This is a genomic window from Rhizobium sp. NLR22b (assembly GCF_019685295.1).
Classification (GTDB): domain Bacteria; phylum Pseudomonadota; class Alphaproteobacteria; order Rhizobiales; family Rhizobiaceae; genus Rhizobium.
Genome location: NZ_JABDWM010000010.1, coordinates 185,663 through 211,455 on the forward strand (window position 1 = coordinate 185,663; position 25,793 = coordinate 211,455).

Consider the following 25,793-nt stretch of genomic DNA (forward strand, 5'->3'; position numbering starts at 1 on the left):
CCCGCCTCAATCCCGCAAGGATGGATTTTCCCAGCTTTCTTTCTTTGTATGAGAAGATAATAATATATTAAGAGTTCGGCCTCTTAGAGACCGGCGTTGCTTCCGCGGCCTAACCGGTGCGACCGAACCGGAAACATTCGCTGAAATCAGGCAGTTCCTCCGGCCGGATCGCGCCCTCGATCACCTCGATGCCAGGCGATCCCAAACCTTCTCCGGCGCTTAACGCGCCCTGCCTGTTGATTGTTGTCCCCATTACGTTTTATCCACAGGCGGTAAGGGAATTACTTATTGCGGTCGGAAATTCCGGCGGACCTTGGTTTCCAAAAGAAGTGTCAGGGAAACTGAGAAGCTGGGGGCTCCCACGAAAGTTCGGCAAAGCTGGCAGCCGCGTAAATTTATGCCAACAATACTGATCTATATTTTGCGGATAGTTTCCCGCAACATGCGGAACGAGAAAGGAAATGCCGAGTGTCACGACAGACCGGTCTGAAAGCAGGCAAGCCGGAGCCGTTGGCCACGCCGATGGAAGATACAGGCGGTATCGATTTCGAGATCATCGAACTGTTCTTCTTCGCCTATCGCGACTTCGTTTCCGATCCTGACGCCATCCTCGAGAAGAGCGGCTTCGGCCGGGCGCATCACCGCGTCGTGCATTTCGTCAACCGCAATCCGGGCATGACGGTGGCTGATCTTCTCGACACACTGAAGATCACCAAGCAGAGTCTTGCAAGGGTGCTGAAACAGCTGATCGACTCAGGCTATATTCGCCAGGTGGCCGGTCCTGAGGATCGGCGGCAGCGCAAGCTTTATCCGACGAAATCGGGCCGCGAGCTGGCGCTTGCCCTTGCAGAGCCGCAATCGCGCCGCATTGAGCGGGCATTCGAAGGAGCCTCTGCGCAGGAGCGGGAGGGCGTGAAGGCCTTCCTCGGAGGCATGCGGGACAGAAAGAAGGCGGATTGAATGGCGGTCAGGACAGGTATTTCCGACGATGCGGCGCATCTGCTGGTGGTCGACGATGACTCCCGCATCCGCGCGCTGCTCAATCGTTATCTCGCGGAGAACGGCTTTCGCGTCACTGTCGCGGCCGACGGCGCCGAGGCGCAGCGCAAACTTGCCGGTCTCGATTTCGATCTCATCATCATGGATGTGATGATGCCGGGCGAATCCGGCATAGACGTCACCCGCGGGCTTCGGGCCATCAAGAATGTGCCGATCATCATGCTGACGGCGCTGGCGGAATCGGGCAACCGCATCGAAGGCCTCGAGGCCGGCGCCGACGATTATCTCTCAAAACCCTTCGATCCGCGCGAGCTGGTCCTGCGCATCAACAATATCCTGCGCCGCAACGCTGGCGGTGAGGGGCTGAAGATTGAACAGGTCATGTTCGGGCCCTACACTTTCTCCTTGACCCGCAAGGAGCTGAAGAAAGCCAGTGAGGTGATCCGGCTTACCGATCGCGAGCAGGAAATCATGCTGCTCTTTGCGCGGCGCGCCGGTGACACCATCCCCCGTCACGAACTGATCGGCAATGACACCGAGGTCGGGGAGCGGACGATCGACGTGCAGATCAACCGGCTCAGGCGCAAGATCGAGGAGGATCCGGCCAACCCCGTCTGGCTGCAGACGGTTCGCGGCATCGGATACAGGCTGAGCATCGACTAGATTTGAGAAGTGGAGCATGATGCCGATGACGTTCACACTTTCCCGCATCGTGCTCTGAACGGCCGGGACCGACGATGGTGACAATGGACAGTTTGCGGCGGGAAGACCGCGCTCCGGCGGCGGGCTGGCGCTGGATCGTCCGCTGGCTGCGGCGCCGATTGCCCACCGGACTCTACGCGCGCTCACTGCTGATCATCATCATCCCGATGGTGCTGCTGCAATCCGTCGTGGCCGCCGTCTTCATGGAGCGTCACTGGCAAATGGTGACCGAACGGCTGTCGCTCGCCGTCACCCGCGACATCGCCGCGATTATCGAGATCGTCGAGACTTATCCGCAGAATTCGGACTATAGCGAGATCATCCGCATCGCGCGCGATCAGCTCAACTTGCAGATTTCGATCGAGCCGGACGGCGATCTGCCGCCGCCGCGCGTCAAGCCCTTCTTCTCGATCCTTGACGGCATTCTCAGCGATGAGATCACCGATGAGATTCACCGGCCTTTCTGGATCGACACGGTTGGTAACTCGAATCTCGTCGAAATCCGCATCAAGCTCGAGAACAAGATACTGCGGGTGCTGGCCAAACGCAGTCAGACCTATGCCTCAAACACCCATATCTTCATCGTCTGGATGGTCGGCACGTCGCTGGTGCTGATCGGCATCTCGATCCTCTTCCTGCGCGGACAGATTCGGCCGATCCTGATGCTGGCCCGGGCTGCCGAAAGCTTCGGCAAAGGGCAGAAGCCCGACAATTTCTATCCGCGCGGCGCCGACGAGGTCAGGCGCGCCGGCCTTGCTTTCATTCTGATGCGTGAACGCATCGAACGGCAGATCGAGCAGCGCACGGCGATGCTTTCCGGCGTCAGCCACGATCTGCGCACCATTCTCACCCGCTTCAAGCTGCAACTGGCGCTCGCCGGCGACAATCCCGACCTGCATGGCCTGAACGACGACGTCAATGATATGCAGACGATGCTGGAAGCCTACATGGCCTTCGCCCGCGGCGAGGTCGAAGAGGATGTTGGCGAACTGAAGCTCAGCGAGATCTTCGCCAAGCTGGAATCCGATTTCGTTCTGCATCGTAAAAGGTTCAGCTATTCGATCGAGGGCGACGACGACATTTCCGTCAGACCGAATGCGTTCACGCGTCTCGTCACCAACCTTGCCTCGAACGCGCGCCGTTATGCCGACAGGCTCGACATCGAGGCCAAGCACAATGCCAAGTGGCTGACTGTTATTTTTGACGATGACGGGCCGGGCATTCCGGAAAAGAATCGCGAAGACGTGTTCAAGCCGTTCTTCCGGCTGGACACGGCCCGCAACCTCGATGCGTCGGGCACTGGCCTCGGTCTTGCGATCGCCCGTGATATTGCGCGCAGCCATGGGGGCAACGTCACGCTCGGCGACAGTCCACTCGGAGGCTTGAGGGCGACGATCCGCATTCCCGCTTAAATGTCCGTTGCCGTCAGCTTCACGGCCTTGCGCGCATCGAACTCATCCAGGCGCTCGACGATCCAGCGCCAGAGAGTGACAACCTGCATGAGCAGATTGCGGCCGAGCGGCGTCAATTCATATTCGACGCGCGGTGGAATCTCGGGATAGAGCGTGCGAATAATGAGGCCGTCGTTTTCGAGCGTGCGCAGCGTCTGAGTCAGCACTTTCTGGCTGATGCCCTCAACCCGCTCCATGAGGCGCGAGAAGCGTAAGGGCGCGCCGGCATCGGACAAGACGTGCAGGATGCGCAGCGGCCATTTCGCCGCCGCCCGCTCGATCAAGGCGCGCGCCCGCGCATCCTGCTCGTCGGTCATGTTGCAACAGAAATCGAACATTTCGCCGGCCATTCCCAGTTACCTCAGGGTGTGTATAGATCATACTGGTACCTTCTTTCGAATGGAAACAATACGACCTACATGCTCCGGGAACCAATCAAGGAGAGGTTACCGATGTCGAAGGTGTGGTTGATTACAGGCAGTTCGCGTGGTCTCGGTCGGGCGCTGGCGGAGGCGGTTCTGGCAGCCGGCGACAATCTGGTGGCGACGGCGCGCGATCCCGCTCAGCTTGCCGTTCTTTCCGAACTGTACCGCAGTCAGGTGCTGACGCTGCCGCTTGACGTGACCGACGAGCAGGCGGCAGCTGCCGCGGTGGAAGCTGGCGTGAAGCGGTTCGGCCGTATCGACGTGCTTGTCAACAATGCCGGCTACGGCAATGTCGGCCCGATCGAGGATACCAGCCTTGCCGATTTCCGGGCCCAGATCGAGACCAACCTGTTCGGCACTGTTATCATGACCAAGGCGGTGATCGCCCTGATGCGCGAACAGGGTGCGGGCCATATCATCCAGTTCTCATCCGTTGGTGGCCGTATCGGACCGGCTGGACGCGGCGCCTATTCGGCAGCCAAATTCGCCGTCGAGGGCTTTTCGGAGGTGTTGTCGAAAGAGATCGCGCCATTCGGCATCAGGGTGACGGTGATCGAGCCGGGCGGCTTCAGAACGGATTTTGCCGGTGCCTCGACGGTGCTGGCCGAGGGGCGAGCGAACTATGCGGAAACGGTCGGCGCCACAGTGCGCTTCCAGCGTGAATATGACGGCCGTCAACCTGGCGATCCTGCCAAGGCGGCTGCGGTCGTCATCCACATTTCAGGGCTCGAACAACCGCCGTTCCGGTTGCTGCTCGGCAGCGATGCGGTTCGCAATGTCGAGAAAGCGGATGCGGCGCGCATCGAGGCCGATCGAGAATGGCGTGCCGTCAGCGTCTCGACTGATTTTGACCCGGATGCCGAAGCGGGCCTAATGCCTTGGGAAAAGAAGACCGCCTAAACTCGGCAAAAAACAAAAGCGCCGCTGAGGAGCGGCGCTTTGTATCAGGAATTTTGAACAATCAGCCTGCAGTGCAGAAATGGCTGCGGCCGTCATTGCCGATATAGGTGCCGCTGCGCGGATCGAAGGAGCGGTAGCGGTAGGAGCAGTAACGCTCCCATTGCGGTGACCAGGGCTCCACCGAGGTGCGGACGGGCGCATAATATCTCGGCTGTTCGACATACTGCGGCTGCTCGACATAGACGCGGCGCGGGGCGCGATAGACCGGAGCAGGCTCGTAATATCCCGGCTCGTAAGGCGGGTCGATGTAGCGGGGTTCGTCGTAAACAGGGCCGTTATTGGCGTTGGCGATGGCCGAGCCGACGATCAGACCGGTGGCGAGGCCGACAGCGCCGCCGACCAAGGCGTCGTTGTTGTTATGATGGCGCCAGTGGCGGTCGCCGGCCGAGGCGTCGCCGATGACGGAGAGAGTAAGCGCGGCAGCCGTTGCCGTCAGCAGAAGAGTTTTGGCGAGCCTGTTCATAACCATCAAGTCCCAATCTCGGAAACCGAACTCCGGCTCCTTCTCGATGGTGTCAGTCCTAGAGATTTCTAGCTGAACGAAGGCTGAACGACAAAACCCGGCATTGCTGCCGGGCTTCAACTCGAATTCGACAGCCTAGTTAAGGGCTCAGCCGGCAATCTGCAGATTGACAGCCTTGGGGCCCTTGCCGCGGCGATCCGGCTCCGTGTCGAAGCTTACCTTCTGGTTTTCCGTCAAACCGGCCAGCCCGGAGGCCTGTACGGCAGAAATGTGAACGAAGATATCGGCGCCGCCCCGGTCCGGCTTGATGAAGCCGAAGCCCTTGTCGGTATTGAAGAATTTTACAGTGCCAGTCTCGGCCATGCGTCAGGTCCTTTTCTCTCTGCCCGCCATCCACACGGGCAGCATCATAGCATTGCCTCCTTGCGGGAGGCGTTAGCAGGCAAGTCTTGAAATGTGAGAAAAAGGTCCCCTCTACCTCGGCCTGTTCCAAGCAGGGCTTTCGCCTGCTTTTTCTGGAACCGGCTGACCGGAATATTAGCGTTCCCGGCGCGCAAATACTTAAGGACTTCCCATGCTCGCAAAATGCCCGAACGAGCCGAGAGTGCTGCGTTTAAGGGATTTTGGCAAGCAAAAGTTTTTTAACGTGTCCTTCCGGGCACACTGCTCCCGACATCTGGTTTGCGCAAAAACGCAAAATTTCCGTCGCGAACGGAGGATGATTAACGATTCATATCGTCCGCAATGTAAGTTTCGGGCAGATTTTGCCAAAAATGCAACGTAAACGGGCCTTGCGGGTTCCTAAAATTTTTTTCCAGATCCGGCGTCCACCCATATTTGGAGGCGTGTTCAGACGGCTGGCAAGCGGCGGCGAGCAAATCCGGGGACGATCTCGACTACAAGCATAGCGATAAACATTAGCGCACAACCTGTATATCCTGTCGCCGGCATCGACTCACCGAGAATCAGGGCTGCGAGCGATGCACCGAAGAGCGCTTCGGACGAAAGGAAGATCGCCGCCTGCGACGGCGTCGTGTAGCGCTGCGCGATTACCTGCAGCACGAAGGCCAGACCGGACGAGAAGATGCCGACATAAAGGATCTCGGGTCCTGCGGACCAAATCGCGGAAAGGCTGATCGGTTCGACCGTTGCGGCAATGGCCAGCCCGAAGACAGTGGTAACGGCAAATTGCGTGGCCGCCAGCGCGAGTGGCCTTCCGTTCTCGGAGACGGTCGTGCCGGCAAGGGTGATCTGGATCGCCCAGAAGACGGCGCAGACCACGGTCAGGAGATCGCCTGAGGTGAGCGCCGAAAGATGACCGCCGGATAGGAGATAGATGCCGGCGAGCGCCATCAGCGCGCCCGGCCAGATGATCCAATGCGGGGCACGGCGCAGGAAGAACACGGCAATGAGCGGCACGAAGACGACATAGAGGCCGGTGATGAAGCTGGAATTCGTTACCGTCGTCGTCTGCAGGCCGACCTGCTGGGTGGCAGCGCCGCTGAAAAGGGCAAGGCCGGTAAGGACGTAGAGCCTGGCATGGCGCGCGCTGGTCTTCGCCTCTGCCTTGCGCGCTTCCAGAAGAACGAAAGGCAAGACGGCCAATGTGGCAACTGCAAAACGCAGGGCGATGAACCAGAAGGGGCCGATCGCCTTCATCGCCGTCGATTGTGCGACGAATCCGCCGCCCCAGATGGCGGCGGCAAACAACAGGAGGAGATTCGCCTGAATGCGCGTCATGTCGTCCTCCAAGGGAAGGGAGATGTGTCCGAGCGGTTAGCAGTTGCCTTTCCGCTAGGCAAGGGCGAAGACTTGGTGCTGATGGGGGAGGTGGAGGCATGCAACACGAAAAACAGCGGCCGGCGAGCGACATGGCTGCACCCGGAACGGCAAGCTATTCCGGTACGCCGCTTGCCAGGAAGCTCGGGCTTGCGCATGGGCAGGCTGCCGCTCTTCTCGATGTTCCCGAAACGATCGAAGACATCGTTGGTTTCGCCGGTTTTGCTTCGGTCGTCCGCGTGCTTCCCGAGACGCTTTTGCGGGCGTTTGACTATGTGCATCTATTTGTCACTGAGCGCATGGTGCTGGAAGCGGCGGCGCCAACGCTTTTGCGGGTCCTAAAGCCCGACGGCATGATCTGGATCTCCTGGCCGAAGAAGAGTTCACGCGTGCCGACCGATATCACCGAAGACGTGCTGCGGGAGATCCTGCTGCCAACTGGCCTGGTCGACATCAAGGTCTGCGCTGTCGACGGGACCTGGTCGGGGCTGAAATTCGTCATTCGCAAGGAATTGCGCAGCGCGCTGTGATCGCTCAACCGTTGCTGGCCGGAGCGCGCGAGACCCTGAGCAGCGCGCCGTCGTCCTCGTCCGTCACCATCAGCAGCGCGCCATCGGGCGCCACGATGACGTCGCGGATGCGGCCGTAATCACCTTCGAACAAGCGCTCTTCGGCGACGAAGGCGCCGCTCTCGTCGCGCTGCATGCGCGAGAGCAGCTGGAATTTCAGTGCCGCGACGAGGAAGTCGCCGTCCCATTCCGGGAACATGGCGCCGCGATAGACAGCGAGCGCGCCGGGCGCGATCGAAGGATCCCAATAGTGCAGCGGCTGCTCCAGCCCTTTTTTGGCGGTGCCTTCGCCGATCTCGGCGCCCGAATAGTCACGGCCGTAGGTGATGATCGGCCAGCCATAATTCTTGCGGGCTTCGATCCGATTGATCTCGTCGCCGCCGCGTGCGCCATGCTCGACGGTGTAGAGCTTGCCGTCCTTGGCATCGAAAGAGATGCCCTGCGGGTTCCGGTGGCCCTTCGACCAGATCTCCGGCAGCGCCTTGCCGCCGTCCTTGAACGGATTGTCGGCGGGGATGCTGCCGTCGGCATTGATGTGAACGATCGAGCCGGCATCGTCCTGCCAGTCCTGCGAGCGGTCGCGGTCGCCGCGGTCGCCGACACTGATGAACAGCGTGCCGTCAGGGGCAATCGCGATACGCGCGCCATATTGGATGTTGCCTGAGGTGAAGCGCTTCATGGTGAAAATCGGCGTCACCGCCTCAAGCGTCTTTTCGTCAGGAGATAGCGTCGCGCTGAAGGCCTCGGTGCCGGAGCCCTGCTTGTTGGCGATGGCGGCGGTGAAATAGAGTTTTCTGCTCGCGACAAAGTCCGTGGCAAGCGCCACGTCCATAAGACCGCCCTGGCCGCGGGCATTCACTTTGGGCACGTTGCCGATCGGCTCGGAAAGCTTGCCATTGCGGATGATACGTATGCGGCCCGGCCGCTCGGTGACGAGATAGGCGCCGTCGGGCAACACTTCGACCGCCCAGGGGTGTTCGAGACCATCGGCCAGTTTTTCGACGCGAACCGTAGGACCCTGCGTGTTGACGGTATCGGCCGCATTGGCCGAAGTGGCGCCGAAAAGAATCAGCGTCGCGGCGAAATGGAAGGCGGATATTCTTGTCATTTGCTTCCCCGTCGTCTCTCCATCCGGAACGTGGAGTGGGCAGGGCAGAGCTTCAAGCCTCAGTCTGTCTGTAATAACGGCTTTGTGTTTGCCGGTTGAACGGAGCCGGCCGCGTTACCATCGACCAGTTCGGCTTCGAGGATGTAGCGCAGCGGCCCGCGTTCGGTCGCATCGAAAGGCCAGCAGGTGGTCAGTACAAGGCGGCGGCCATCGGAGGAGGGGTCGATGCCGCTCGCGTCCCAGGGGGCAACGCGGCCTTCGCCGGCCTTGAATGTCAATAGCTTGCCGTCGCGGCGGGTAACTTCGATCGTATCGCCCGGCCTTATATATTGCAGCCAGCGGAAATGGGTGTCGCGATGGGCGGCGATGACGGAGGTGCCTTCGTCGCCCGGCTGCGGTGTATTGGCGAGCCAGGCCGGACCGAAGGCGAGCGCTTGGCCGGAGGCGCCGGAAAGCACGATCGCCTCCTTGCCGAGGCGCGGCGCACGCACCCTCGCTTCAGTGATGAAATCGGCCCAAGGCCAGGGTTTCGTCTCCTTGCCGCTCAGTTCGGCGGCAAAAGCACGCTTCAGCAGGACCTGAGAGATTTCTGCCTTCGCCTTCAGCAGGAGGCCGTCGCCGATCAGCGTCAAGCCGTAGAAAGCAAGACCGGCAATGGCGAAGGCGATCGTCTTTTCGATCGGCGAAAGACGCCAGAGGAAGAAACCCTTTCTCCTCCGTGCCTTCGGCATGTCGTGGGCCGTGGCGGCGGCCATGGCGAGTTCCAGATAGGTCGGAAGCGGCTCGAATTCGGCCGCTTCCTGATTGTTGCTAGAAGCCATCGCGCTTGGCTCCGGCAGTGACGAGACCCTTGAGGCGGCGGCGCCAGATGGCGAGCCCGCTCGCCGCCGCCAGCGCCAGCAGCAGCATGGTGAGCCCGCGCATGATCTGCTCGTCGGCGCGCGTCGCCGTCTGCGGCAAGTTCACGGTTGAGCTCTTCTGCGCGATCAGCATGGCGGCTTTCGCCGTCGGCGCCGCGGCCATCAAGTTGGCGATCTCGGGCGATGCGGCGAGATCCTGGGTTGCGGCTGCGGTCCGTTGCGGTTCGGCTCTTCCAACCGGCGTGGCCGCGCCATGGCGTTCGGCGCCGCCAGAAGGGACAGCATTTTCGCCGAAGACCTTTCCGAAGTCCCAACCTTCGGGGAGGTTGAGCGGCAGCTTCGTCGAGCCGAGCGGTTCGGTTGCCGGCCGCGACGGCGTGACGTCGACGGCGACCAGACTGGTGACGCGCGAGACGAGGTGGTGGGCGAGCGCCACCGTCTCGATGTCCTTGTCGAGTGCCGCGGGGTCCTGGCGCTCATAGGCACGGGCCTCGAAATCGTCGATCTTGCGTCGCGCCCAGAGCTTGGAAATGCCGTTGCCGTCTGCGGCATTGGCGATATCCATCTCGACGCGCCAGGGCTGGTTGCCTGTCTTGCCGACGATCTGCAGCTTGCCGGTAGGCTTTTCCTGCGGCAATTCCGCAGTCAGAACGACGGGCTCGCCGCTATGGAGGTCGGGCATCGGGTTCGGCGTGATATCCTCGGCTTCGATGCCTTCGAAGGCTGCGGCGATATCGGTCATTGCGGGGTTCTGCAGCTTGGCGAAGAGTTCGCTCATGCGGCTTGCCACCTGGTCGGTCGAGCCAATCTGGGTGAAGGTGCCGCGGCCGACCTCGGCGGCTTTGGTCATGAAATAAGTGTTCGGCGCCGAGCCGATGCCGACGGTGAATACGCGGGCATCGCCGTGGTTTGCGGTGATTTCCTGGAAGAGCTGTTTTTCGTTGCCGATCGCGCCATCCGTCAGGAAGACGACCTGGCGCAGAGCGCCGGTTGCGACGGGGCCTTGGTTGCGAAGTGCATCCTCGAGCGCCGGCAGCATTTCCGTGCCGCCATCGGCGTTCAGGCTCCGGACGTAAGCGATGGCCTTTTCGCGGTTATCGGGAGTAGCGGCGACGAGGCCGTTGAAATAGTCGGTCATCGTATCGTCGAAACGGATGACGTTGAAGCGGTCGTCCGGGTTCAATCTGGAGATGGCAAGCGCCAAGCTTTGTCTTGCCTGCTCGATCGACTGGCCGGACATGGAGCCGGAATTGTCGATGACGAAGACCACTTCGCGTTTTGCCGGCGCTGCCGCATCCGGCGCGGTGGGCGGGGTGACGAAGGCAAGCAGATAGGTCTTGCCATCAATCGCTTCGCGGAAGAGGCCGGCGCCTGGCGTCTTGCCCGGAGCGGCTTTCCAGGTGAGCTCGAAATCTTTGTCGGCAGGAACCGCGTCTCCTTTCAGGCTGATCGTTCTCGCCTGGTCGCCGTCCTCCCGGATATCGACGTCGTGGAAGGACGACTTCACTCCACTGAGCGGGAAGCCAGCCTTGAGATTGACTGTCAACGAGATCGGATTGATTTTGGCATTCTCGCGCGGATCGAGCACCGGGGCTTCGATCTTCTCGCGATTTTCCACCGGGTCTCTCGGTGTTGCGAAGCCGGCACCGTTGTTGAACTCGACGGTCTGGACGATCGGCGCCGGATTGTAGCGCGGCGCGACGACCATCGGGAAACGCAGCGAGAATTCGCCGCCGGACTGGTGGACCGTCTGCTGATATTCGATCTGCACGACGATCTCTTCGCCGGGACCGATATTGGCGACCTGGTTGGTGAAGATGTTCGGCCGTTGCTGTTCGAGCAGCGCTGTCTTCTTGCCCTCAGCCTTGGCCTGCTCGTAGATCTCGCGGGCTTCCTGGCGCGGCTTGATCTGGCCTTCGATGAAGCGTTCGCCGATCTGCATCTTCAGCGCATCGACGGCGGAATTGTCCGGCAGCGGGAAGACGTAGGTGCCCTCGACCCAGCCCTGGCTCGGGTTCTGGAAACGCTGGGTCACCTTCACCCTGGCGATCGGGCCGGAAACAGCGATTGCGACGTCGGTCTTCAGCCGCGGCGCTTCGACATAAAAGCCCGGTTCCTTCGACGGGAAGAGCAGCGAGCCGCTATTGACGTCGTTCGGCCGTAGAAGGGCCGCGAGCTGGCCGGATGCCTGCCGCGTCTCGGCGCGGGCGGCAGAGGCAAGCCCCAGCATCGCAGCGATGCAGGCGACAAAGGCGGTGACGGCGACAAGACATGAAATGGAGATCCGGCGCATGCGCATGCGCCCAATGGCGAACTCATCTTCCAGAAACATTGGCCTACCCTCAATAACCAATTTTGGATGAGGGAATGATGCAGCTTCGATCTCGGCGCGCTCGCGACCGAATTGCGGCGGCGGGCGGCATTTGTTGCGGCTTATTCGTGGCGCGATTGAAATCCGGCGATCTCTCTGATTTTAAAAGACGAAAAACATGATCATCGTCACCGTGAAAATACCGCGGCCGGGGTCATACCCTGCCCAAATCCCGTGCCCCCAATTGTCGTGACGTTCATGGATGGGTAATTCTGTAGACCAGCAAATCATCCGAATCCACAAGCTTGGTTGCGGTCTTGTTCAGATAATCGATGACGCCGACATGATGCTCGATGAACCGTAGATCCTGCTTGTCGGCGGCGTTCTTCGCCACGCCGAACAGATCCGCCCCCTGCCGCGCAGGTCCTCGAGCTGCCCGATCGCCGTGGCGTCATTGGCGACGAATTTCGACCATTCGGAATCGCCTCCGCCGGGTGGAAACACCCATCCGCGCGCCCTGCTGTATTAGACCGCGACGGGATCGCCGGCCCTCGGGTGCGATGGCGACGACAAGGTCGCCCGGTTTCGCCAGCCGCGCCAGTTCCTCGTCAAGCAGCTTGCCCTTCATGGCGATTGGCTTCTTCATCGTCCTGACGAGGGGGAAGGGTCGACCAGCCCACAGCGACGACCACGATGCAGATCAAGCGGAGCACGACCGCCGGGGTTGTCTTAGATGAAAGCTTTGCCAGAAGAAGCGCGCCGTGGCCGCAAATATCGCGGCCGGCACATGGAAGATGTGCAAGTTCCATACATTGCTGGTGATCTCGCCCGCCGCAGCCAGATAGAGGATGACAGCTGCGGCCAGCCAAACAAGAGTGTGCGGTGCGTTTCGACTGCGCGCTGCAAGTCCCGGTGAGAACGACGGCGGGTCCGCCCGCCGGTGCGGCAAAACGATCGATAAGAATCATTGCCCCCATCACGCCTTTGCCCTTGAAATGCCGTCATACATTGGACATAGAGCTAACCGCAGAACTCCGGTCCCGGCTTTCTGCCCGTTTTAACCAATAGGACCGATATCATGGCCTTCCTTGCCGATGCTCTTTCCCGTGTGAAGCCTTCAGCCACCATCGCCGTTTCCCAGAAAGCGCGCGAGCTGAAAGCGAAAGGACGCGACGTCATCGGCCTCGGCGCGGGCGAGCCGGATTTCGATACGCCCGACAATATCAAGAAGGCCGCCATCGACGCGATCAACCGCGGCGAGACGAAGTACACGCCGGTTTCCGGTATCCCTGAGCTGCGCAAGGCGATCGCCGCCAAGTTCAAGCGCGAGAACGGCCTGGAATATTCCTGGGAGCAGACGATCGTCGGCACCGGCGGCAAGCAGATCCTGTTCAACGCCTTCATGGCGACTCTGAACCCGGGCGATGAGGTCGTCATTCCGGCGCCCTACTGGGTGTCCTATCCGGAGATGGTGGCGCTCTGCGGCGGCACGCCGGTGTTCGTTTCGGCCACCCAGGAGCATAATTTCAAGCTCCAGGCCGCCGATCTCGAAAAGGCGATCACGCCGAAGACCAAGTGGTTCATCTTCAACTCGCCGTCCAACCCGACGGGTGCGGCCTATACGCGTGCCGAACTGAAGGCGCTGACCGACGTGCTGATGAAGCATCCGCATGTCTGGGTGCTGACGGACGACATGTACGAGCACCTGACCTATGGCGACTTCAAGTTCGTCACTCCCGTGGAGGTCGAGCCCAGCCTCTACGACCGCACACTGACGATGAACGGCGTCTCCAAGGCCTATGCCATGACCGGCTGGCGTATCGGTTATGCCGCCGGCCCGCTCCATCTCATCAAGGCAATGGACATGATCCAGGGTCAGCAGACCTCGGGTGCGACGTCGATCGCCCAGTGGGCGGCTGTCGAAGCGCTGAACGGCACGCAGGACTTCATCCCGGCGAACAAGAAAATCTTCGAAGGTCGCCGCGACCTCGTCGTGTCCATGCTGAACCAGGCCAAGGGCATCGTCTGCCCGGTGCCGGAAGGCGCCTTCTACGTCTATCCGTCCTGCGCCGGCCTGATCGGCAAGACGGCGCCGTCGGGCAAGGTCATCGAGACGGACGAAGATTTCGTTTCCGAGCTTCTGGAATCGGAAGGCGTCGCCGTCGTTCACGGCTCCGCCTTCGGCCTCGGCCCGAATTTCCGCATCTCCTATGCGACGTCGGAAGATCTGCTCGAGGAAGCCTGCCGCCGCATCCAGCGCTTCTGCGGCGCCTGCAAGTAAAACGAACCGCGATCATATCGATCGAAGGCCTGCCGGTGACGGCGGGCCTTTTATTTATCCGGCGTTGACGGTGTGGCTGCATGTGGCTACATTTGGTATCATGAAGACCGTTTCGATCCGTGACGCGAAGAACCGCCTGACCGAGCTTGCCCGCGAGGTCGAGGCAGGCGAGACCATTGTCGTCACGCGGAACGGCCGACCGGTGTTCGACCTGGTGCCGCATCAGAAACGCGGCGGTTTGAATCTGGAGGCCGGTCAGGCCTATCTTCGTGCTCGGGGTATTACCAATCCGGTGCCGTTCATCGCGGATGATTTTGACGATCCGCTGCCGGAGGATTTCCTCCTGAGGCCTTTGCCGGAGTCATGAGACTTCTTCTTGATACTCACATCGTTCTCGCGATCCTGAGGAAGGATGCTGGCGCGCGATTTCCGGAGATCGCGTCGCTGCTCGGCGACAGCAAAACCGTGGGCTTCGTCAGCGTCGCGAGCCTTTGGGAAACGGCGATCAAGGCTCGTCTGGGAAAGTTGGATCCCGGCATGCCGCTCGAAGACATTGCCGGTTCTCTTGAGGAAATAGGGCTGATCCTGCTGGGGATCGAAATTCAGCATGTGATTACTGCCGCCGACCCCGAGCCGGAGACGCGTGATCCCTTTGATCGGCTGCTGCTGGCGCAGTGCAAGGTCGAAGGCTTGCAGCTTGCCACCGTCGACCGGCTGCTCGTCGATCATCCTTTGGCGCTGCGGCTTTAGAGCCTTTCCTGGTCAGATTGCAGCGTTCTGCCGGAGCAGGTTTTCGTCAGGGCAAAGGCGATTGGCGACGGGCATACCCGCAGGTACGTCCGAGCCGATCGCCCGACGCGCGCCGGCCGGTCGACCATCCAACTCCGTTTGAGCCAACAGAATGCTGCAATCTGACCAGGAAAGGCTCCAAGTTCACATCCCGATTCAACCCGTTGCCGCATTGAATCCACTTCGCCTCGCAAGTCGTTGAATTCCGATTCAAAACGTGACGGGGAGTGCCGGTGGGGCGGGTGATCTGCTGTTGCGGGCGGACGCCAAACCAACTAGATATCCGGCATCAAGTTCAAATTGCCGCTTCGGGGGTCCGGATTTTGCAGCAGAGTGCCGTCATCGTCTGTTCTGACGTTAACATGCTCCCGGCCGCCTGCTGCACTCTGCTTTCCGTCAAGCGCAATCTTACCAATGCTGATGTAGAGTTCCTGCTTCTCGGCATTGACCTCAAGCCGCACGAGGTCACCGAGGTCGATAATTTTGGGCGGCTTCACGGTATGGCGATCAGGGTGTTGCCCTATAAGACGCCCGACACCGGCCTCCAGGCGCGGGGCCGCTGGTCCGCCGCCACGCTGGCGCGGCTCTATATGGATCGGGATATACCAGAACATATCGAGCGCCTGCTTTACCTCGATGCCGATGTGCTCGCAGTGGCATCCGTCGACGAACTCTTCACGCGGGATCTCCAAGGCAAGGCGCTTGCTGCCGTCGACGACTATGTCATGGCCTTTCCCGAAAAGGCCGGCGCACGCCAGCGCAAGATCGGCATGAGCGAGGGCGGCCGTTACTTCAATGCCGGCGTGCTGCTGTTCGACTGGTCGGCCTGCCGGGCGAGGGGGCTTTTCGCAAGGACCCGGGAGATCTTCGAGGAACGGTCGCACCTGTTCGAGAACAACGACCAGGATGCACTGAACGTCACTTTCGATAGCGATTGGCTGGTGCTCGATCCGCGCTGGAATACGCAGACGGGCCTGCTGCCTTTCGTCGGCCGGCCGGCCATCTTTCATTTTACCGGCCGCAAGAAGCCGTGGCAGGCGAACGTTCCCTGGGTGCACCGGCGGATGGCCGATCGTTATGCCGAAGATCTTCGCAACACGTCCTGGGCGTCTTTCTGCAGGCAACCGTCGACGACGGACCGAGTGGCGGGCTTCCTCTCGCATGTGGGAAAGCAGATCGGCGGGCTGACGCGGCTTGCCCGGATGCGCGCCTATTTCAGCAACAGCTAGTCGGGCGGGCGGAACGCGTCGTCCTTGGAAAGTGCATGTGAGGCGATATGGAAGCAATCCCCAGCGATAACAAGGCTACGACCACTCCGGATGGTGGCTTCAATTTCCTGACGCCGGAAGCGTGGAAGGCGTTGTTGTCGGGCTATTCCCATATCGTGCTGGTAGCAAACAGCGAGGCGGTCGATATTGAACGGCTGCGGAGCGAATTGCCGGAGACGGCGCTCTACGTCTTCTTCAACAAGGTCTACAAGGTGCTCGACGAACCCTTCGTCGGCCATTCCATGCTGGTTGCCCGCAGCGACGTGATGGGCGCCCATATCGTCCACCGGCGCGAGGCGGCGGATGTCTTGCGGTTCTTTGGCGGCGACGATTTCCTCGGCGTCGTCAACATCCGGGTCTCCGTCAAGGAAAATCTCAGCGAAAAGAGCCGCTTCGAAGGCGCTAAGGCCCGTCACCTTGATCTGACGCAAATGCTCGCCGATCTCTATCCGATCGGCAAGATCGCGACGAGCGGCTTTGCGGTGGCGCTGTGGCTCGCCGATCTGCAGTTGCCGGGCAAGATCCTGCTTGCCGGCTTTTCGGCGAAACGGAGCGAGAAGTGGAAGGTGTTCGACGTGCACGATTGGACGTTCGAGCAGATCTTCCTGCGTCTCTTTGCGCGCATGGGATCGATCTCGATGATGGGCGGCGTCGATGCCAGCCCCTATTCGGCGCTCGCCAAACGGTTTCCTGAGGTGCCGCCGATCGAGATCGCGATGACTGCGGCTGAGGTCTTGTCGGAGCGGCTCGACAATACGAACAGCCAGATCGACAGGCTGATGTCCGTCACCAAGTTCATCCGCGCCGTCGACAATTTCTTTCGGCGGTTCAAACCGAAAACCCGCAAGCAGCGTTTTCTCGAAAAGTCGAAGGGATGACTGTCGCGGGCCTTTGCTAACAGGCGTGGGTGGCCACGAAAGCTGTTGCCGATACTGGCGATCAAGGTGGACAATGGAACAACAGAACGTTCGAATATTTGTGGGATTCGATCCCAAGGAAGTGGTCGCCTACCACGTTCTCGTGCAGAGCATCATCGAGAAGTCGTCGATCCCAATCGAGTTCTCGCCCATTGCGCTCTCCAACCTTGGCGGGATTTTCACCCGCCAGCGCAACGCGATGCAATCCACGGAGTTTTCCTTCTCGCGTTTCCTGACGCCCTATCTCAGCGGTTACGACGGCTGGAGCATCTTCATGGATTGCGACATGCTGATGCGTGCCGATATCGCCGAGCTTTGGGCATTGCGCGACGAGCGTTACGCCGCCATGTGCGTCAAACACGATTACCAGCCGAAGATCGACACCAAGTTCCTCGGCCAGGCACAGACCAAGTACGAAAAGAAGAACTGGTCGAGCCTCATCCTCTTCAACAATGACGAATGCCGCGCGCTGACGCCCGACTACGTCAATACCGCGACCGGGCTGCAACTCCATCAGTTCAAATGGCTGGAGAATGAAGACCTCATCGGCGAATTGCCGGTGACGTGGAATTACCTCGTCAATGAATACGACTACCGCGAAGACGCCAAGAACGTCCATTTCACCGATGGCGGGCCTTATTTCGAGGAACACAAGAACGACGATTACGCCGAGGAATGGTTCGCGGCCCGCGAACGCCTGCTCTTCGCCCAACAGTCCGCCTAAACAGCCTGTTCTTTCCCTTTTTCCGCGGTGAGGGAGCCCTCAGAGACCAAGCGCCGTCAGCATGACGAAGGTGGCGAAGAGGATGAAATGCGTCATGCCTTCTATGGCGTTGGTCTCGCCGTCGTTGAGGTTGATCGCGGCGGCAATCAAGGTGATCGTTACCATCACCGTCTGCACCGGGGTCATCGCCATCATGAAGGGCTGGCCGGTATAGAGTGCGATCGCCTCCATGACGGGCACCGTCAGGATCACCGTCGACAGCGAGGCGCCCATGGCGATGTTGACGGTCGCCTGCATTCGGTTCTTGAGCGCCGCCCGCAACGCGGTCAGGATTTCAGGCGCGGCCGAAATCGCCGCGACGACGACGGCGGTCACCGCGATCGGCGCGCCGCTGTCGCGCAGGCATTCGGTCATGAAAGCCGACATGAACTCCGCCAGCAGGCCGATGATGACGACGCCGACGAGGATGGTGGCGATCGAGACAGCGGCCGGTCCGTCGGCGCCGTGTTCTTCCTGACTTTCCCGCTTCCGCTCGGAGCGCGGATAGCTGTAGCTGAAGAAATAGCTGTGCTGGCCGACCTGCATACGCAGGAAGAGGCCGTAGAGAGCGATCATCGCGACGATGGTAAAGGCGGAATAATAGTGCCACTTATCGCTCGGCACGAATTCCGGCACGATCATCGAAATGCCCATGGCGGTCAGGATCATCACGCCGTAGGTCTTGCCCGAATTGTCGTTGTAGGGCTGCTCTCCATGCTTGAGGCCGCCAAGGAGGGCCGCGAGGCCGAGGATGCCGTTGATATCGAACATCAGGGCCGAGTAGATCGTGTCGCGCACGAGCGTCGGCGAGCTCTCGCCGCTCATCATGGTGGCGAGGATGATGACTTCGACGGCGAGAGCCGAAAGTGTCAGAATCATCGTGCCGTAGGGATCACCGACCTTGACGGCGAGGAGTTCGGCATGATGGGCGACGCGGATGGAGGCGAGTACGATGGTGGCGACCAAGGCGGCGGTGGCGATGAGCGCCAAGCCGCGCCCCATCTCGATAACCGTGTGTTCCAGAAGATAGGCCATCACCGCGACGACGAGTGCGGTGACCAGAAACCTCTCCTCGTTAAGGCGTGACGCGATACCCAAGCCTCGGCTCCCGTTGTGATTCACGCCTTTTAACTAAGTCACTGATTTCGGAAGGGAAGCGCACGGTGGCACTCTGCTATTTGCAGTCTTCGGCGTTTAATGGAATACTGAACGCCATCGGGGCCGGAAAGCAGATCGCGGCGTCCTCGAATTCTCGTCACGCGGCCGCGATGATCCGGACCCTGTCCGGAAGCATGCGAATGCGCAACAAGATGATGAGGAGACGGATGCATGATCAAGGTGGTCTATGAAGTCGTGCCGCATGACGGCGGTTGGGCCTACAGGCTTGGAGGCGTCTATTCCGAGGCATTCCCGACCCATGCCGAGGCGCTGGAAGCTGCGCGCATCGTCGCGGCCGAACAGCAGGTCGGCGGCGATTCCGCCGAGATCAGCTGGCAGGACGAAAACGGCAAATGGCATGAGGAATATGCTGAGGGCGGTGACCGGCCGGAAACCGAGGTGGTCGACGGCTTATGGCAGGAGCGATCGGCTGGAGCCTCGCAGAGCGCTGGACATTAACCCTAAAGCGCGTCGTGATCTTTCAGATTCGCTCGCTGTGATTTAGGTCCTTGTCTTTGCGCATGCCGTTATCGCACAACCGCGCGCTTTTGCGCGACATGCACCTAGCCCCTCAATGCCCGCGTGACAATCGTGTCGACAAACTCGCGCTTCTCAGTGGTATAGCGATCGCCATCCATTCGGAATTCAGCTGCCAGCCTGCGTTTCAGCGCGGCATAATCGGCCGCCGCCTCGGGATGCGCGATGAGATAATCCCGGAAAGCCAGCCTGTTTCGATGCGTGCCGTTGCCGGCCGGGCAAAGGTAGACGCGCTCCGCCGGCATCGAACCTCTCGATAAGAATGCCCAAACCTCGTCGTCATAGCGGTTGCCGCGCGGTTCGTAGTTTTCCGAGAGAAGCACCTGCGTCGCATTCTCGATATGCTCCAGACCGGGAAGGACAATGTCGATATCGATGAGGGGCTTGGCGGCCATACCGGGTATGGCGGTGCTGCCGACGTGATCGATGGCGAGCGCCTGCGGCAGCAAAGCCAACAGCTTGGCTCGGATGCGCTGGAAAGCTTCCGGCCATTCCCTGTCATAGCTCACGAGTTCAACCGGCTTGTGCATCGTTATCTCCATAGATGCTGCGAGATTGCCCATGATTCTCATCGAAAATCGATCTCGATCTCCGCTTGCGCGCCGGTGGAATGACGATGGTAAGCCCGGATCCCCTTGACCAGCGCGTCGAAAGTGGCGCGGCAGCGCGGTGAGGTCTTCAGGCTTTCGTGCATGACCACCCATGTGCCGAGCGGAATCTCGAACGCATCGGGAAGCACATGCACGAGGTCGGGGTTTTCGCGGGCCAGTCCGATCTGGCAGAGGCCGATGCCGACGCCGGCGCGGATTGCGGAGAGCTGGGCAAGATTGCTGTCGGTCCTGTAGGAGAATTTGATCCCTTCGGGCGCCGGATAGCGTTTCATCACCATGCGGACGTAGGCCGTCTGCCGGTCGAAGCCGATGAGCCGGTGGTTGGCGAGGTCCGCCATGGTTTGCGGAATGCCGTGCCGTTCGAGATAGCGGCGGTGGGCGTGGAAGCCGATCGGGATGTCGCCGATGCGGCGCACGATGAGAGCATCCTGCTGCGGCTCGGCCATGCGTACGGCGATATCGGCCTCGCGATTTACCAGATCTTCGATCGCATCGGATGCCGAGAGCTCGATGTGGAGTTCGGGATAGGCTTCCTGCAGCGGCCCGAGAATCCGAGGCAGGATCTCGACGGCGACGACCTCGCTGGCGCTGACCCTGACCGTTCCGGCTACCCTCTCGCGCTCGCCGGATGCGGTGCGCAAAAGGGCGGCGGCGGTTGCCGCCAGCGTTTCGGCATAGGGTTTCAGCGCCTGTGCGGCGTCGGTTGGCACGAGGCCGTTCGGCGACCGGATGAAGAGCTCGGCGCCGATCGCCTGTTCCAGTGCGTCGACATGGCGGCCTATGGTCGGCTGCGTCAGCCCCAGTTCGCGCGCGGCGGCCGAAAGCGACCCCTGCTGGAGCACGGTCAGGAAACTGCGGTAGAAATCCCAGCTTGGTTCGAGAGGCATATGTTTTTGTATAACTGATCCACTTATTTCGTCAATTTTGTTTATCTGGAAGCAGGGGCATAGTCATCTCATGCAATTGAAAGGAGATGATTGCGATGAGTGGAGAGACGAAGATCACGGCGCTGGTTCTCGGCGCGACCGGCGGCATCGGCGGCGCAATCGCCCGCAAGCTTCTCGCCCGCGGGTGGCGCATCCGGGCGCTCAACCGCGACGCCGCCAAGGCATCGAAGAACGAGCCGGCATTCGAATGGGTGCAGGGCGACGCGATGAATGCCAGCGACGTGCTGGAGGCGGCTGAAGGTGTTGACCTGATTGTCCACGCGGTCAATCCGCCCGGCTATCGCGACTGGGAAAAGCTCGTGCTGCCGATGCTCGACAATACCATTGCCGCCGCTCGCGCCGTCGGTGCGCGCATCGTTCTGCCGGGCAATGTCTATAATTTCGGTCCCGATGCTCTGCCGGCGCCGGCGGAGGAAAGCCCGCAGCATCCGGTGACCAGGAAGGGTGCGATCCGTGTCGAGATGGAGACGCGGCTGAAGGCGGCATCGCAATCCGGCGCGGGCGCGATCATCGTGCGGGCCGGCGATTTCTTCGGTCCGGGCGCAACGGCCAACAGCTGGTTTTCATCGGGGCTGGTGACGCCGGGCAAGCTGGTTGGCACGATCAAGAATCCGGGACGGCGCGGCGTCGGCCATCAGTGGACCTTTCTGCCCGACATGGCGGAAACCATCGTCCAGCTCATCGAGCGGGCCGATCGGCTGCCGCCCTTTGCCGTTTATCATATGGATGGCTTCTGGGATGCCGATGGCATGCAGATGGCGGAAATGATCAAGCGCGTTTCCGGTGGCAAAGCAAAGATCGCCGGCTTCCCGTGGTGGATCGTGCCGCTCGCCGCGCCTTTTATGCCCATCATGAGGGAGATCAAGGAAATGCGCTATCTCTGGAAGGTGCCGCTCAGGATGAGCAACGCCAAGCTTGTGGCCGAACTCGGCAAGGAGCCGCGCACACCGATCGATGAGGCGGTGAGAGCCACACTCGTGGCCCTCGGCTGCCTGCCCGAACCGCATCACGACACAGCGGCCGCCTTCATTGCGCATTCGCCGGTTTCACCTCGTTAAGGTTGGTAACGCTTCATTTCGATCGCTGAGATAGGCCCGCCAAGTTCCATGTCCTGGATAATCGTCATTGTCGACATTCAGCCGGTGATGCGCCTGCCGGTCTCTGCCGCCTCATCGGGGCGGAGAGCCAGGAATTCGAAGAGCCGGGCCACCGCTTCCGCGCCGGGATCGATATGGCCTTCGAGCTGCTTGGCGTTGATGTATGCGGCGCGTCCGGCTTTCGCATGAACGAGCGTGGCGGTCAGGTCCGCGCCGGCGCGGGCGGCTTCCGCAGCCGCGGCAAATCCCACGTCGAGCGCATCCAGGGCCGGCGAGAGAGCATCGACCATCGTCCGATCGCCCAGACGCGCGCCGCCGATCTCCTGCATTCGGGAGAGGCCGGCCTTGAGGGCTTCGCGAATGCTCAGCCCGCTCGATGCGCCATCGCCGGCCGCGGCAAAGAAGATTGCGAGAAGCACACCCGAGGAGCCGCCCATGGTCTGGCTGAGTTCCTGCCCCATGGCCCGGAAGAGCTGGGTGTGATCAGAGAGGGGGAGACGATCAAGCGCCTCGATGAGCGCGCGGGCAGCACCGGCCAAGGTCGAACCGGTATCGCCGTCGCCCGACTTCGCATCGAGCGCATTCAAGTCCCTCTCCGCGCCGATGAGAAGATTGCAGCAATCCGTCAGGAACTGGCGGGTGGGTTCGTGCCTTGATGCAATCGGGGCGATCGGCGTCAATCCGTCCGGCAGCGAAAGCACCGTAACAGGTTTGACGGCTGTCACGCCCGGCCAGGCGGCAAGTTCAACCGGCTTGGAAAGAAGCTCCAGTTCTGCCTTGCCGGCAGGGAAGACCGAGATTGAGAATCCCTGCATGTCGAGAGACGTCATCATCGGCGCCGGTCCGACGATGTGTGAAATCCTGCCCGCGATGGCTGACTGGAGGAGTTCGTGAACGACGACCGACATTTCCAGGACCGAGGTGCCGCCGAGGTTGTTCACGAGGACGACGTGAGATCTGTCATCCATCGATTGCGCAAGACGCTCGACCATCGCGGCGACCGCGCCTTTCGCACCCGAATATTCGACCTGCTCGACACCGGCTTCACCGTGAATGCCGAGACCGAGCTCGGCGTGACCGTCCGGAATTCGGTGCTCCTTCGGAGAGCCCGGCACTGTGCACGTATCGAGCGACATGCCGATCGAACTGGTGTTTTCGATCACCCGGCGCGCGGCTTTGCTCACCGCCCCGAGGTCGGCGCCGCTCTCGGCGAGCGCACCCGCGATCTTGTGAACGAACAGGGTTCCGGCCACGCCGCGGGACTGCGGGAGATCCGGCAGCGCGATGTCGTCATCCACGATGACCATGCTGACGTTCAGGCCAAAGGCGCGTGCGCGTTCGGCGGCGAGACCGAAATTGAGGCGGTCGCCGGTATAGTTCTTCACGATGAGCAGGCAGCCGGCTGGTCCGGTGACGGCCAGGATACCGGCAAGGATCGCGTCCACGCTCGGCGAGGCAAAGACATCGCCGCATACGGCTGCAGTCAGCATCCCCTTGCCGACGAAACCGGCGTGTGCGGGCTCGTGTCCCGAGCCGCCGCCGGAGACGATCGCAACCTTGCCCTTGTCCCAATCGGAGCGGACGACGACGCGAATATGCGGATATCCGTCGAGGCGGCTGAGCGCGCCGCCGGATGCGGCCAGAAGGCCGTCGAGTGCTTCGGTGACCGCGTTTTCCTTGCTGTTGAGGAACTGTGACATTCTCGCCTCCCTTAAACTAAGCGCATGCCGGCCGCGTCGAAATAGAGCGGCTTGTTCGGCTGGATCTTGATGGTTTCACCGCCCTTGAGCTCGGTATGGGCGTCGGTGACGGTGATCAGATTATGTGTCTTGAACGTGATATGGAGGCGCGTCTGATCGCCGAGATGTTCGACGCGCGTAACCGTCGCATCCTGGCCATCGCCCTGATCGATATGCTCGGGCCGCAAGCCGATCGATTTGGCCTTCGCCGGCGCGCCTGGGAAGAGCTCCGCGGGAATGACATTGATGCGGGGCTGCCCGAGGCGCGTCGCGGCGTAGATGCTGACCGGATGTTCGTAGATCTCACGCGGGGAGCCGAACTGGACGAGCCTGCCCTCTTGGAGAACGCCGACATGGGTTGCCATCGTCATCGCCTCGACCTGGTCGTGGGTGACATAGAGCAGCGTCGCGCCGGATCTGGCCTGGATATTCTTGAGCTCGATTCGGAGATCGGCGCGAAGCTTGGCGTCGAGTGAGCTCAGCGGCTCATCCATCAGATAGATCTGCGGGTTCCTGACCAGTGCGCGCCCGATCGACACGCGCTGCATTTCTCCGCCCGATAGCGCGGTCGCCTTGTTGTCGAGCTTGTGGGAGATCTGGAGGATTTCCGCAATCGCGTTCACCTTCTCGTCGATCACGCGCTGCGGCGTCTTCAGCAAGGGCGACTTCAGGGGAAATTCCAGGTTCTGGCGGACCGACAGATGCGGATAGAGCGAATATTGCTGGAACACCATGGCGACGTTGCGCTGGGCCGGCGTCAGGCCGCGCATGGACCGTCCGCCGATCATGACTTCGCCGACATCGGGGTTGTCGAGGCCGGACACCATACGCAAAGTCGTCGTCTTGCCCGCACCCGTCGGTCCGAGAAGGACCACGAACGAGCCGTCGGGGACGATCATCGAGACGTCATCGAGTGCACGATGGCCGGCGAAGGATTTGGTGATGTTTTTCAGGATGACCTCAGCCACGGCGCACCACTCCTTCGTTGGCCTCGGAAACAAGCGCGTTTCCGGTCGCAGAGTCAAAGATCGTCAGGTTCCTGGAATCGAAATCCAGGCCGATCAGTTCGTCGACATGTGCGGATTGATTGGACGGTGTGCGGGCCTTGATCTCACCGTGGGCGGTGTCGATCGTGACGATCTGCGTCGTGCCGAGATATTCGACGGCAATAACCCGCCCGCGATAGGCTGAATCGTCGGTGAAGCTGATATGTTCGGGTCTTACGCCCAGGGCGAGTTTGCCAAGGCGTTCGTCCCGGCAGACCGGAACCTTCACCACGTGTCCGGCGAGGCTGACCTGGTCGTCGCCGGCGCCGATCGAGCCTTCAAATTCGAGGAAATTCATCGGCGGCGAGCCGATGAATTTCGCAACAAACTTCGTCGCTGGCCAGTCGTAGATCTGCTGGGGCTTGCCGAATTGTTCGACGACGCCGTGGTTCATCACCACGATCTTGTCGCCCATCTGCATGGCTTCCAGCTGGTCATGGGTCACATAAACGGTGGTCGCGCCCATGCGATCATGCAGAGCCCGCAATTCTTCGGCCATGTGCTCGCGGAACTCGGCGTCGAGCGCGCCGAGCGGCTCGTCCATGAGGAAGGCCTTCGGATTGCGCACGATGGCGCGACCGAGCGCGACGCGCTGCCGATCGCCGCCGGAGAGGCCACCGACCGGCTTATCGAGGATGTTCTCGATCTTCAGGATCTTTGCGACTTCCGCGACGCGCGCGGTGACCTCGGCCCTCCTCATGCCCTGGCTCACCAAGGGATAGGAAATGTTCTTGCGGACGTTCATGTGGGGATAGAGAGCGAACATCTGGAAGACGAAGGCGATGTCGCGCTCGCTCGCCCTCTTCATCCCCACCTCTTCGCCGCCGATGTAGATTTCGCCGCTGGTTGGAAGCTCGAGCCCCGCCATCATCCGCAGGGTTGTCGTCTTGCCGCAGCCGGACGGGCCGAGAAGCATGAAGAACTCGCCGTCTTCAACGGTGAAGGTGGAAGCCTTCACCGCGTTGAAGGCTCCGAAATCCTTGCGCACATTCTGAATTCTGATCTGTGCCATG

General features: G+C 61.0%; 25 protein-coding genes and 2 pseudogenes. 13 read left to right on the top strand and 14 right to left on the bottom strand.

Annotation, left to right across the window (positions count from 1 at the left end):
• Positions 1–468: 468 nt before the first annotated feature.
• From HJC00_RS17975 to HJC00_RS17985, 3 genes are all read left to right on the top strand, one after another.
• Positions 469–960, top strand: a complete 492-nt coding sequence (locus tag HJC00_RS17975) for a MarR family winged helix-turn-helix transcriptional regulator (protein ID WP_210630483.1) — start codon at positions 469–471, stop codon at positions 958–960.
• Complete coding sequence (locus tag HJC00_RS17980) at positions 961–1,662, top strand: response regulator (RefSeq protein WP_210630484.1); 702 nt, start codon at positions 961–963, stop codon at positions 1,660–1,662. It begins immediately after the preceding gene.
• Between the two features lie 74 nt (positions 1,663–1,736).
• The gene (locus HJC00_RS17985; RefSeq protein WP_210630485.1) at positions 1,737–3,113 is read left to right on the top strand and encodes an ATP-binding protein; all 1,377 of its coding nucleotides are present in this window, start codon (positions 1,737–1,739) and stop codon (positions 3,111–3,113) included.
• On the opposite strand, the pseudogene HJC00_RS17990 reads toward HJC00_RS17985, so the two are convergent.
• Positions 3,110–3,533: pseudogene (locus HJC00_RS17990) on the bottom strand (winged helix-turn-helix transcriptional regulator). The gene HJC00_RS17985 and the pseudogene HJC00_RS17990 sit on opposite strands and share 4 nt — an antisense overlap.
• A gap of 71 nt (positions 3,534–3,604) precedes the next feature.
• Between HJC00_RS17990 and HJC00_RS17995 the strand changes: the two are divergent.
• Entirely contained in the window at positions 3,605–4,477 is an 873-nt protein-coding gene (locus HJC00_RS17995; RefSeq protein WP_221146976.1) for an oxidoreductase, read from the top strand.
• Positions 4,478–4,538: 61 nt separating this feature from the next.
• On the opposite strand, the gene HJC00_RS18000 is transcribed toward HJC00_RS17995, so the two are convergent.
• The 3 genes from HJC00_RS18000 to HJC00_RS18010 all read right to left on the bottom strand — a co-directional run bounded on the left by HJC00_RS18000 (position 4,539) and on the right by HJC00_RS18010 (position 6,740).
• On the bottom strand, positions 4,539–5,000 hold the full coding sequence (locus HJC00_RS18000) for a BA14K family protein (protein WP_210630488.1): 462 nt from the start codon (positions 4,998–5,000) through the stop codon (positions 4,539–4,541).
• Positions 5,001–5,147: 147 nt separating this feature from the next.
• A complete protein-coding gene (locus HJC00_RS18005) occupies positions 5,148–5,363 on the bottom strand; it encodes a cold-shock protein (protein WP_003561293.1) in 216 nt (71 codons plus the stop codon).
• A 486-nt stretch (positions 5,364–5,849) separates the two neighbouring features.
• Positions 5,850–6,740, bottom strand: coding sequence for a DMT family transporter (locus tag HJC00_RS18010; RefSeq protein ID WP_210630489.1), 891 nt, complete (start codon positions 6,738–6,740; stop codon positions 5,850–5,852).
• 98 nt (positions 6,741–6,838) lie between these two features.
• Between HJC00_RS18010 and HJC00_RS18015 the strand changes: the two genes are divergently transcribed.
• Complete coding sequence (locus HJC00_RS18015) at positions 6,839–7,309, top strand: DUF3052 domain-containing protein (RefSeq protein ID WP_210630490.1); 471 nt, start codon at positions 6,839–6,841, stop codon at positions 7,307–7,309.
• A 4-nt stretch (positions 7,310–7,313) separates the two neighbouring features.
• On the opposite strand, the gene HJC00_RS18020 is transcribed toward HJC00_RS18015, so the two are convergent.
• The 4 genes and pseudogenes from HJC00_RS18020 to HJC00_RS18040 form a co-directional block, all read right to left on the bottom strand.
• On the bottom strand, positions 7,314–8,456 hold the full coding sequence (locus tag HJC00_RS18020) for a PQQ-dependent sugar dehydrogenase (RefSeq protein WP_210630491.1): 1,143 nt from the start codon (positions 8,454–8,456) through the stop codon (positions 7,314–7,316).
• Between the two features lie 59 nt (positions 8,457–8,515).
• Positions 8,516–9,277, bottom strand: a complete 762-nt coding sequence (locus tag HJC00_RS18025; RefSeq protein WP_210630492.1) for a class GN sortase — start codon at positions 9,275–9,277, stop codon at positions 8,516–8,518.
• Positions 9,267–11,648 (bottom strand): marine proteobacterial sortase target protein, encoded by a 2,382-nt coding sequence (locus HJC00_RS18030; RefSeq protein ID WP_221164426.1) that lies wholly within the window; start codon positions 11,646–11,648, stop codon positions 9,267–9,269. The genes HJC00_RS18025 and HJC00_RS18030 overlap by 11 nt, the downstream gene beginning before the upstream one ends.
• A gap of 235 nt (positions 11,649–11,883) precedes the next feature.
• Positions 11,884–12,498, bottom strand: a pseudogene (locus HJC00_RS18040) (glycosyl transferase); the annotation flags it as partial.
• A 207-nt stretch (positions 12,499–12,705) separates the two neighbouring features.
• Here HJC00_RS18040 and HJC00_RS18045 point away from each other — a divergent pair.
• The 6 genes from HJC00_RS18045 (at position 12,706) to HJC00_RS18070 (ending at position 17,606) form a co-directional block, all read left to right on the top strand.
• Positions 12,706–13,908, top strand: a complete 1,203-nt coding sequence (locus tag HJC00_RS18045; RefSeq protein ID WP_221164427.1) for a pyridoxal phosphate-dependent aminotransferase — start codon at positions 12,706–12,708, stop codon at positions 13,906–13,908.
• A 100-nt stretch (positions 13,909–14,008) separates the two neighbouring features.
• Complete coding sequence (locus HJC00_RS18050; protein ID WP_210630495.1) at positions 14,009–14,275, top strand: type II toxin-antitoxin system Phd/YefM family antitoxin; 267 nt, start codon at positions 14,009–14,011, stop codon at positions 14,273–14,275.
• Positions 14,272–14,658: a type II toxin-antitoxin system VapC family toxin gene (locus tag HJC00_RS18055; protein ID WP_210630496.1), complete on the top strand. Its 387-nt coding sequence runs from the start codon at positions 14,272–14,274 to the stop codon at positions 14,656–14,658. The genes HJC00_RS18050 and HJC00_RS18055 overlap by 4 nt, the downstream gene beginning before the upstream one ends.
• A 362-nt stretch (positions 14,659–15,020) precedes the next feature.
• Complete coding sequence (locus HJC00_RS18060) at positions 15,021–15,926, top strand: glycosyltransferase family 8 protein (protein WP_221164428.1); 906 nt, start codon at positions 15,021–15,023, stop codon at positions 15,924–15,926.
• 47 nt (positions 15,927–15,973) lie between these two features.
• A complete protein-coding gene (locus tag HJC00_RS18065; protein ID WP_221164429.1) occupies positions 15,974–16,843 on the top strand; it encodes a 3-deoxy-manno-octulosonate cytidylyltransferase in 870 nt (289 codons plus the stop codon).
• Positions 16,844–16,916: 73 nt separating this feature from the next.
• Entirely contained in the window at positions 16,917–17,606 is a 690-nt protein-coding gene (locus tag HJC00_RS18070) for a glycosyltransferase (protein ID WP_210630499.1), read from the top strand.
• Positions 17,607–17,645: 39 nt separating this feature from the next.
• Here the strand turns inward: HJC00_RS18070 and HJC00_RS18075 are convergent, their stop codons facing one another.
• Positions 17,646–18,743, bottom strand: a complete 1,098-nt coding sequence (locus HJC00_RS18075; RefSeq protein ID WP_221164430.1) for a calcium:proton antiporter — start codon at positions 18,741–18,743, stop codon at positions 17,646–17,648.
• Positions 18,744–18,974: 231 nt separating this feature from the next.
• On the opposite strand from HJC00_RS18075, the gene HJC00_RS18080 reads away from it, so the two are divergent.
• Positions 18,975–19,262, top strand: a complete 288-nt coding sequence (locus HJC00_RS18080) for a DUF2188 domain-containing protein (protein ID WP_064804010.1) — start codon at positions 18,975–18,977, stop codon at positions 19,260–19,262.
• A gap of 104 nt (positions 19,263–19,366) precedes the next feature.
• Here HJC00_RS18080 and HJC00_RS18085 read toward each other — a convergent pair whose 3' ends face one another.
• Positions 19,367–19,876 carry a GrpB family protein gene (locus HJC00_RS18085; protein ID WP_210631585.1) on the bottom strand — a complete coding sequence of 170 codons (510 nt, stop codon included), beginning with the start codon at positions 19,874–19,876 and terminating at the stop codon, positions 19,367–19,369.
• A gap of 32 nt (positions 19,877–19,908) precedes the next feature.
• A complete protein-coding gene (locus HJC00_RS18090; RefSeq protein WP_221155674.1) occupies positions 19,909–20,838 on the bottom strand; it encodes a LysR family transcriptional regulator in 930 nt (309 codons plus the stop codon).
• Between the two features lie 95 nt (positions 20,839–20,933).
• Here HJC00_RS18090 and HJC00_RS18095 point away from each other — a divergent pair, with 95 nt between their 5' ends.
• The gene (locus HJC00_RS18095; protein ID WP_221146980.1) at positions 20,934–21,956 is read left to right on the top strand and encodes an NAD-dependent epimerase/dehydratase family protein; all 1,023 of its coding nucleotides are present in this window, start codon (positions 20,934–20,936) and stop codon (positions 21,954–21,956) included.
• A gap of 77 nt (positions 21,957–22,033) precedes the next feature.
• On the opposite strand, the gene HJC00_RS18100 is transcribed toward HJC00_RS18095, so the two are convergent.
• Genes HJC00_RS18100 through HJC00_RS18110 form a run of 3 tightly spaced genes read right to left on the bottom strand, consistent with a single transcriptional unit; the run spans position 22,034 to position 25,792 of the window.
• Positions 22,034–23,695 (bottom strand): dihydroxyacetone kinase subunit DhaK, encoded by a 1,662-nt coding sequence (locus HJC00_RS18100; RefSeq protein ID WP_221164431.1) that lies wholly within the window; start codon positions 23,693–23,695, stop codon positions 22,034–22,036.
• Between the two features lie 11 nt (positions 23,696–23,706).
• On the bottom strand, positions 23,707–24,702 hold the full coding sequence (locus HJC00_RS18105; protein WP_221146982.1) for an ABC transporter ATP-binding protein: 996 nt from the start codon (positions 24,700–24,702) through the stop codon (positions 23,707–23,709).
• Entirely contained in the window at positions 24,695–25,792 is a 1,098-nt protein-coding gene (locus tag HJC00_RS18110; RefSeq protein ID WP_210630505.1) for an ABC transporter ATP-binding protein, read from the bottom strand. The genes HJC00_RS18105 and HJC00_RS18110 overlap by 8 nt, the downstream gene beginning before the upstream one ends.
• Position 25,793 lies beyond the last annotated feature (1 nt).

Excerpts from the sequence above, each read along its gene's own strand:
- HJC00_RS17980 (WP_210630484.1), top strand. The coding sequence starts at position 961 with ATGGCGGTCAGGACAGGTATTTCCGACGATGCGGCGCATCTGCTGGTG.
- HJC00_RS17985 (WP_210630485.1), top strand. The coding sequence starts at position 1,737 with ATGGTGACAATGGACAGTTTGCGGCGGGAAGACCGCGCTCCGGCGGCG.
- HJC00_RS17995 (WP_221146976.1), top strand. The coding sequence starts at position 3,605 with ATGTCGAAGGTGTGGTTGATTACAGGCAGTTCGCGTGGTCTCGGTCGG.
- HJC00_RS18000 (WP_210630488.1), bottom strand. The coding sequence starts at position 5,000 with ATGAACAGGCTCGCCAAAACTCTTCTGCTGACGGCAACGGCTGCCGCG.
- HJC00_RS18005 (WP_003561293.1), bottom strand. The coding sequence starts at position 5,363 with ATGGCCGAGACTGGCACTGTAAAATTCTTCAATACCGACAAGGGCTTC.
- HJC00_RS18010 (WP_210630489.1), bottom strand. The coding sequence starts at position 6,740 with ATGACGCGCATTCAGGCGAATCTCCTCCTGTTGTTTGCCGCCGCCATC.
- HJC00_RS18015 (WP_210630490.1), top strand. The coding sequence starts at position 6,839 with ATGCAACACGAAAAACAGCGGCCGGCGAGCGACATGGCTGCACCCGGA.
- HJC00_RS18020 (WP_210630491.1), bottom strand. The coding sequence starts at position 8,456 with ATGACAAGAATATCCGCCTTCCATTTCGCCGCGACGCTGATTCTTTTC.
- HJC00_RS18025 (WP_210630492.1), bottom strand. The coding sequence starts at position 9,277 with ATGGCTTCTAGCAACAATCAGGAAGCGGCCGAATTCGAGCCGCTTCCG.
- HJC00_RS18030 (WP_221164426.1), bottom strand. The coding sequence starts at position 11,648 with ATGTTTCTGGAAGATGAGTTCGCCATTGGGCGCATGCGCATGCGCCGG.
- HJC00_RS18045 (WP_221164427.1), top strand. The coding sequence starts at position 12,706 with ATGGCCTTCCTTGCCGATGCTCTTTCCCGTGTGAAGCCTTCAGCCACC.
- HJC00_RS18050 (WP_210630495.1), top strand. The coding sequence starts at position 14,009 with ATGAAGACCGTTTCGATCCGTGACGCGAAGAACCGCCTGACCGAGCTT.
- HJC00_RS18055 (WP_210630496.1), top strand. The coding sequence starts at position 14,272 with ATGAGACTTCTTCTTGATACTCACATCGTTCTCGCGATCCTGAGGAAG.
- HJC00_RS18065 (WP_221164429.1), top strand. The coding sequence starts at position 15,974 with ATGGAAGCAATCCCCAGCGATAACAAGGCTACGACCACTCCGGATGGT.
- HJC00_RS18070 (WP_210630499.1), top strand. The coding sequence starts at position 16,917 with ATGGAACAACAGAACGTTCGAATATTTGTGGGATTCGATCCCAAGGAA.
- HJC00_RS18080 (WP_064804010.1), top strand. The coding sequence starts at position 18,975 with ATGATCAAGGTGGTCTATGAAGTCGTGCCGCATGACGGCGGTTGGGCC.
- HJC00_RS18090 (WP_221155674.1), bottom strand. The coding sequence starts at position 20,838 with ATGCCTCTCGAACCAAGCTGGGATTTCTACCGCAGTTTCCTGACCGTG.
- HJC00_RS18095 (WP_221146980.1), top strand. The coding sequence starts at position 20,934 with ATGAGTGGAGAGACGAAGATCACGGCGCTGGTTCTCGGCGCGACCGGC.
- HJC00_RS18100 (WP_221164431.1), bottom strand. The coding sequence starts at position 23,695 with ATGTCACAGTTCCTCAACAGCAAGGAAAACGCGGTCACCGAAGCACTC.
- HJC00_RS18110 (WP_210630505.1), bottom strand. The coding sequence starts at position 25,792 with ATGGCACAGATCAGAATTCAGAATGTGCGCAAGGATTTCGGAGCCTTC.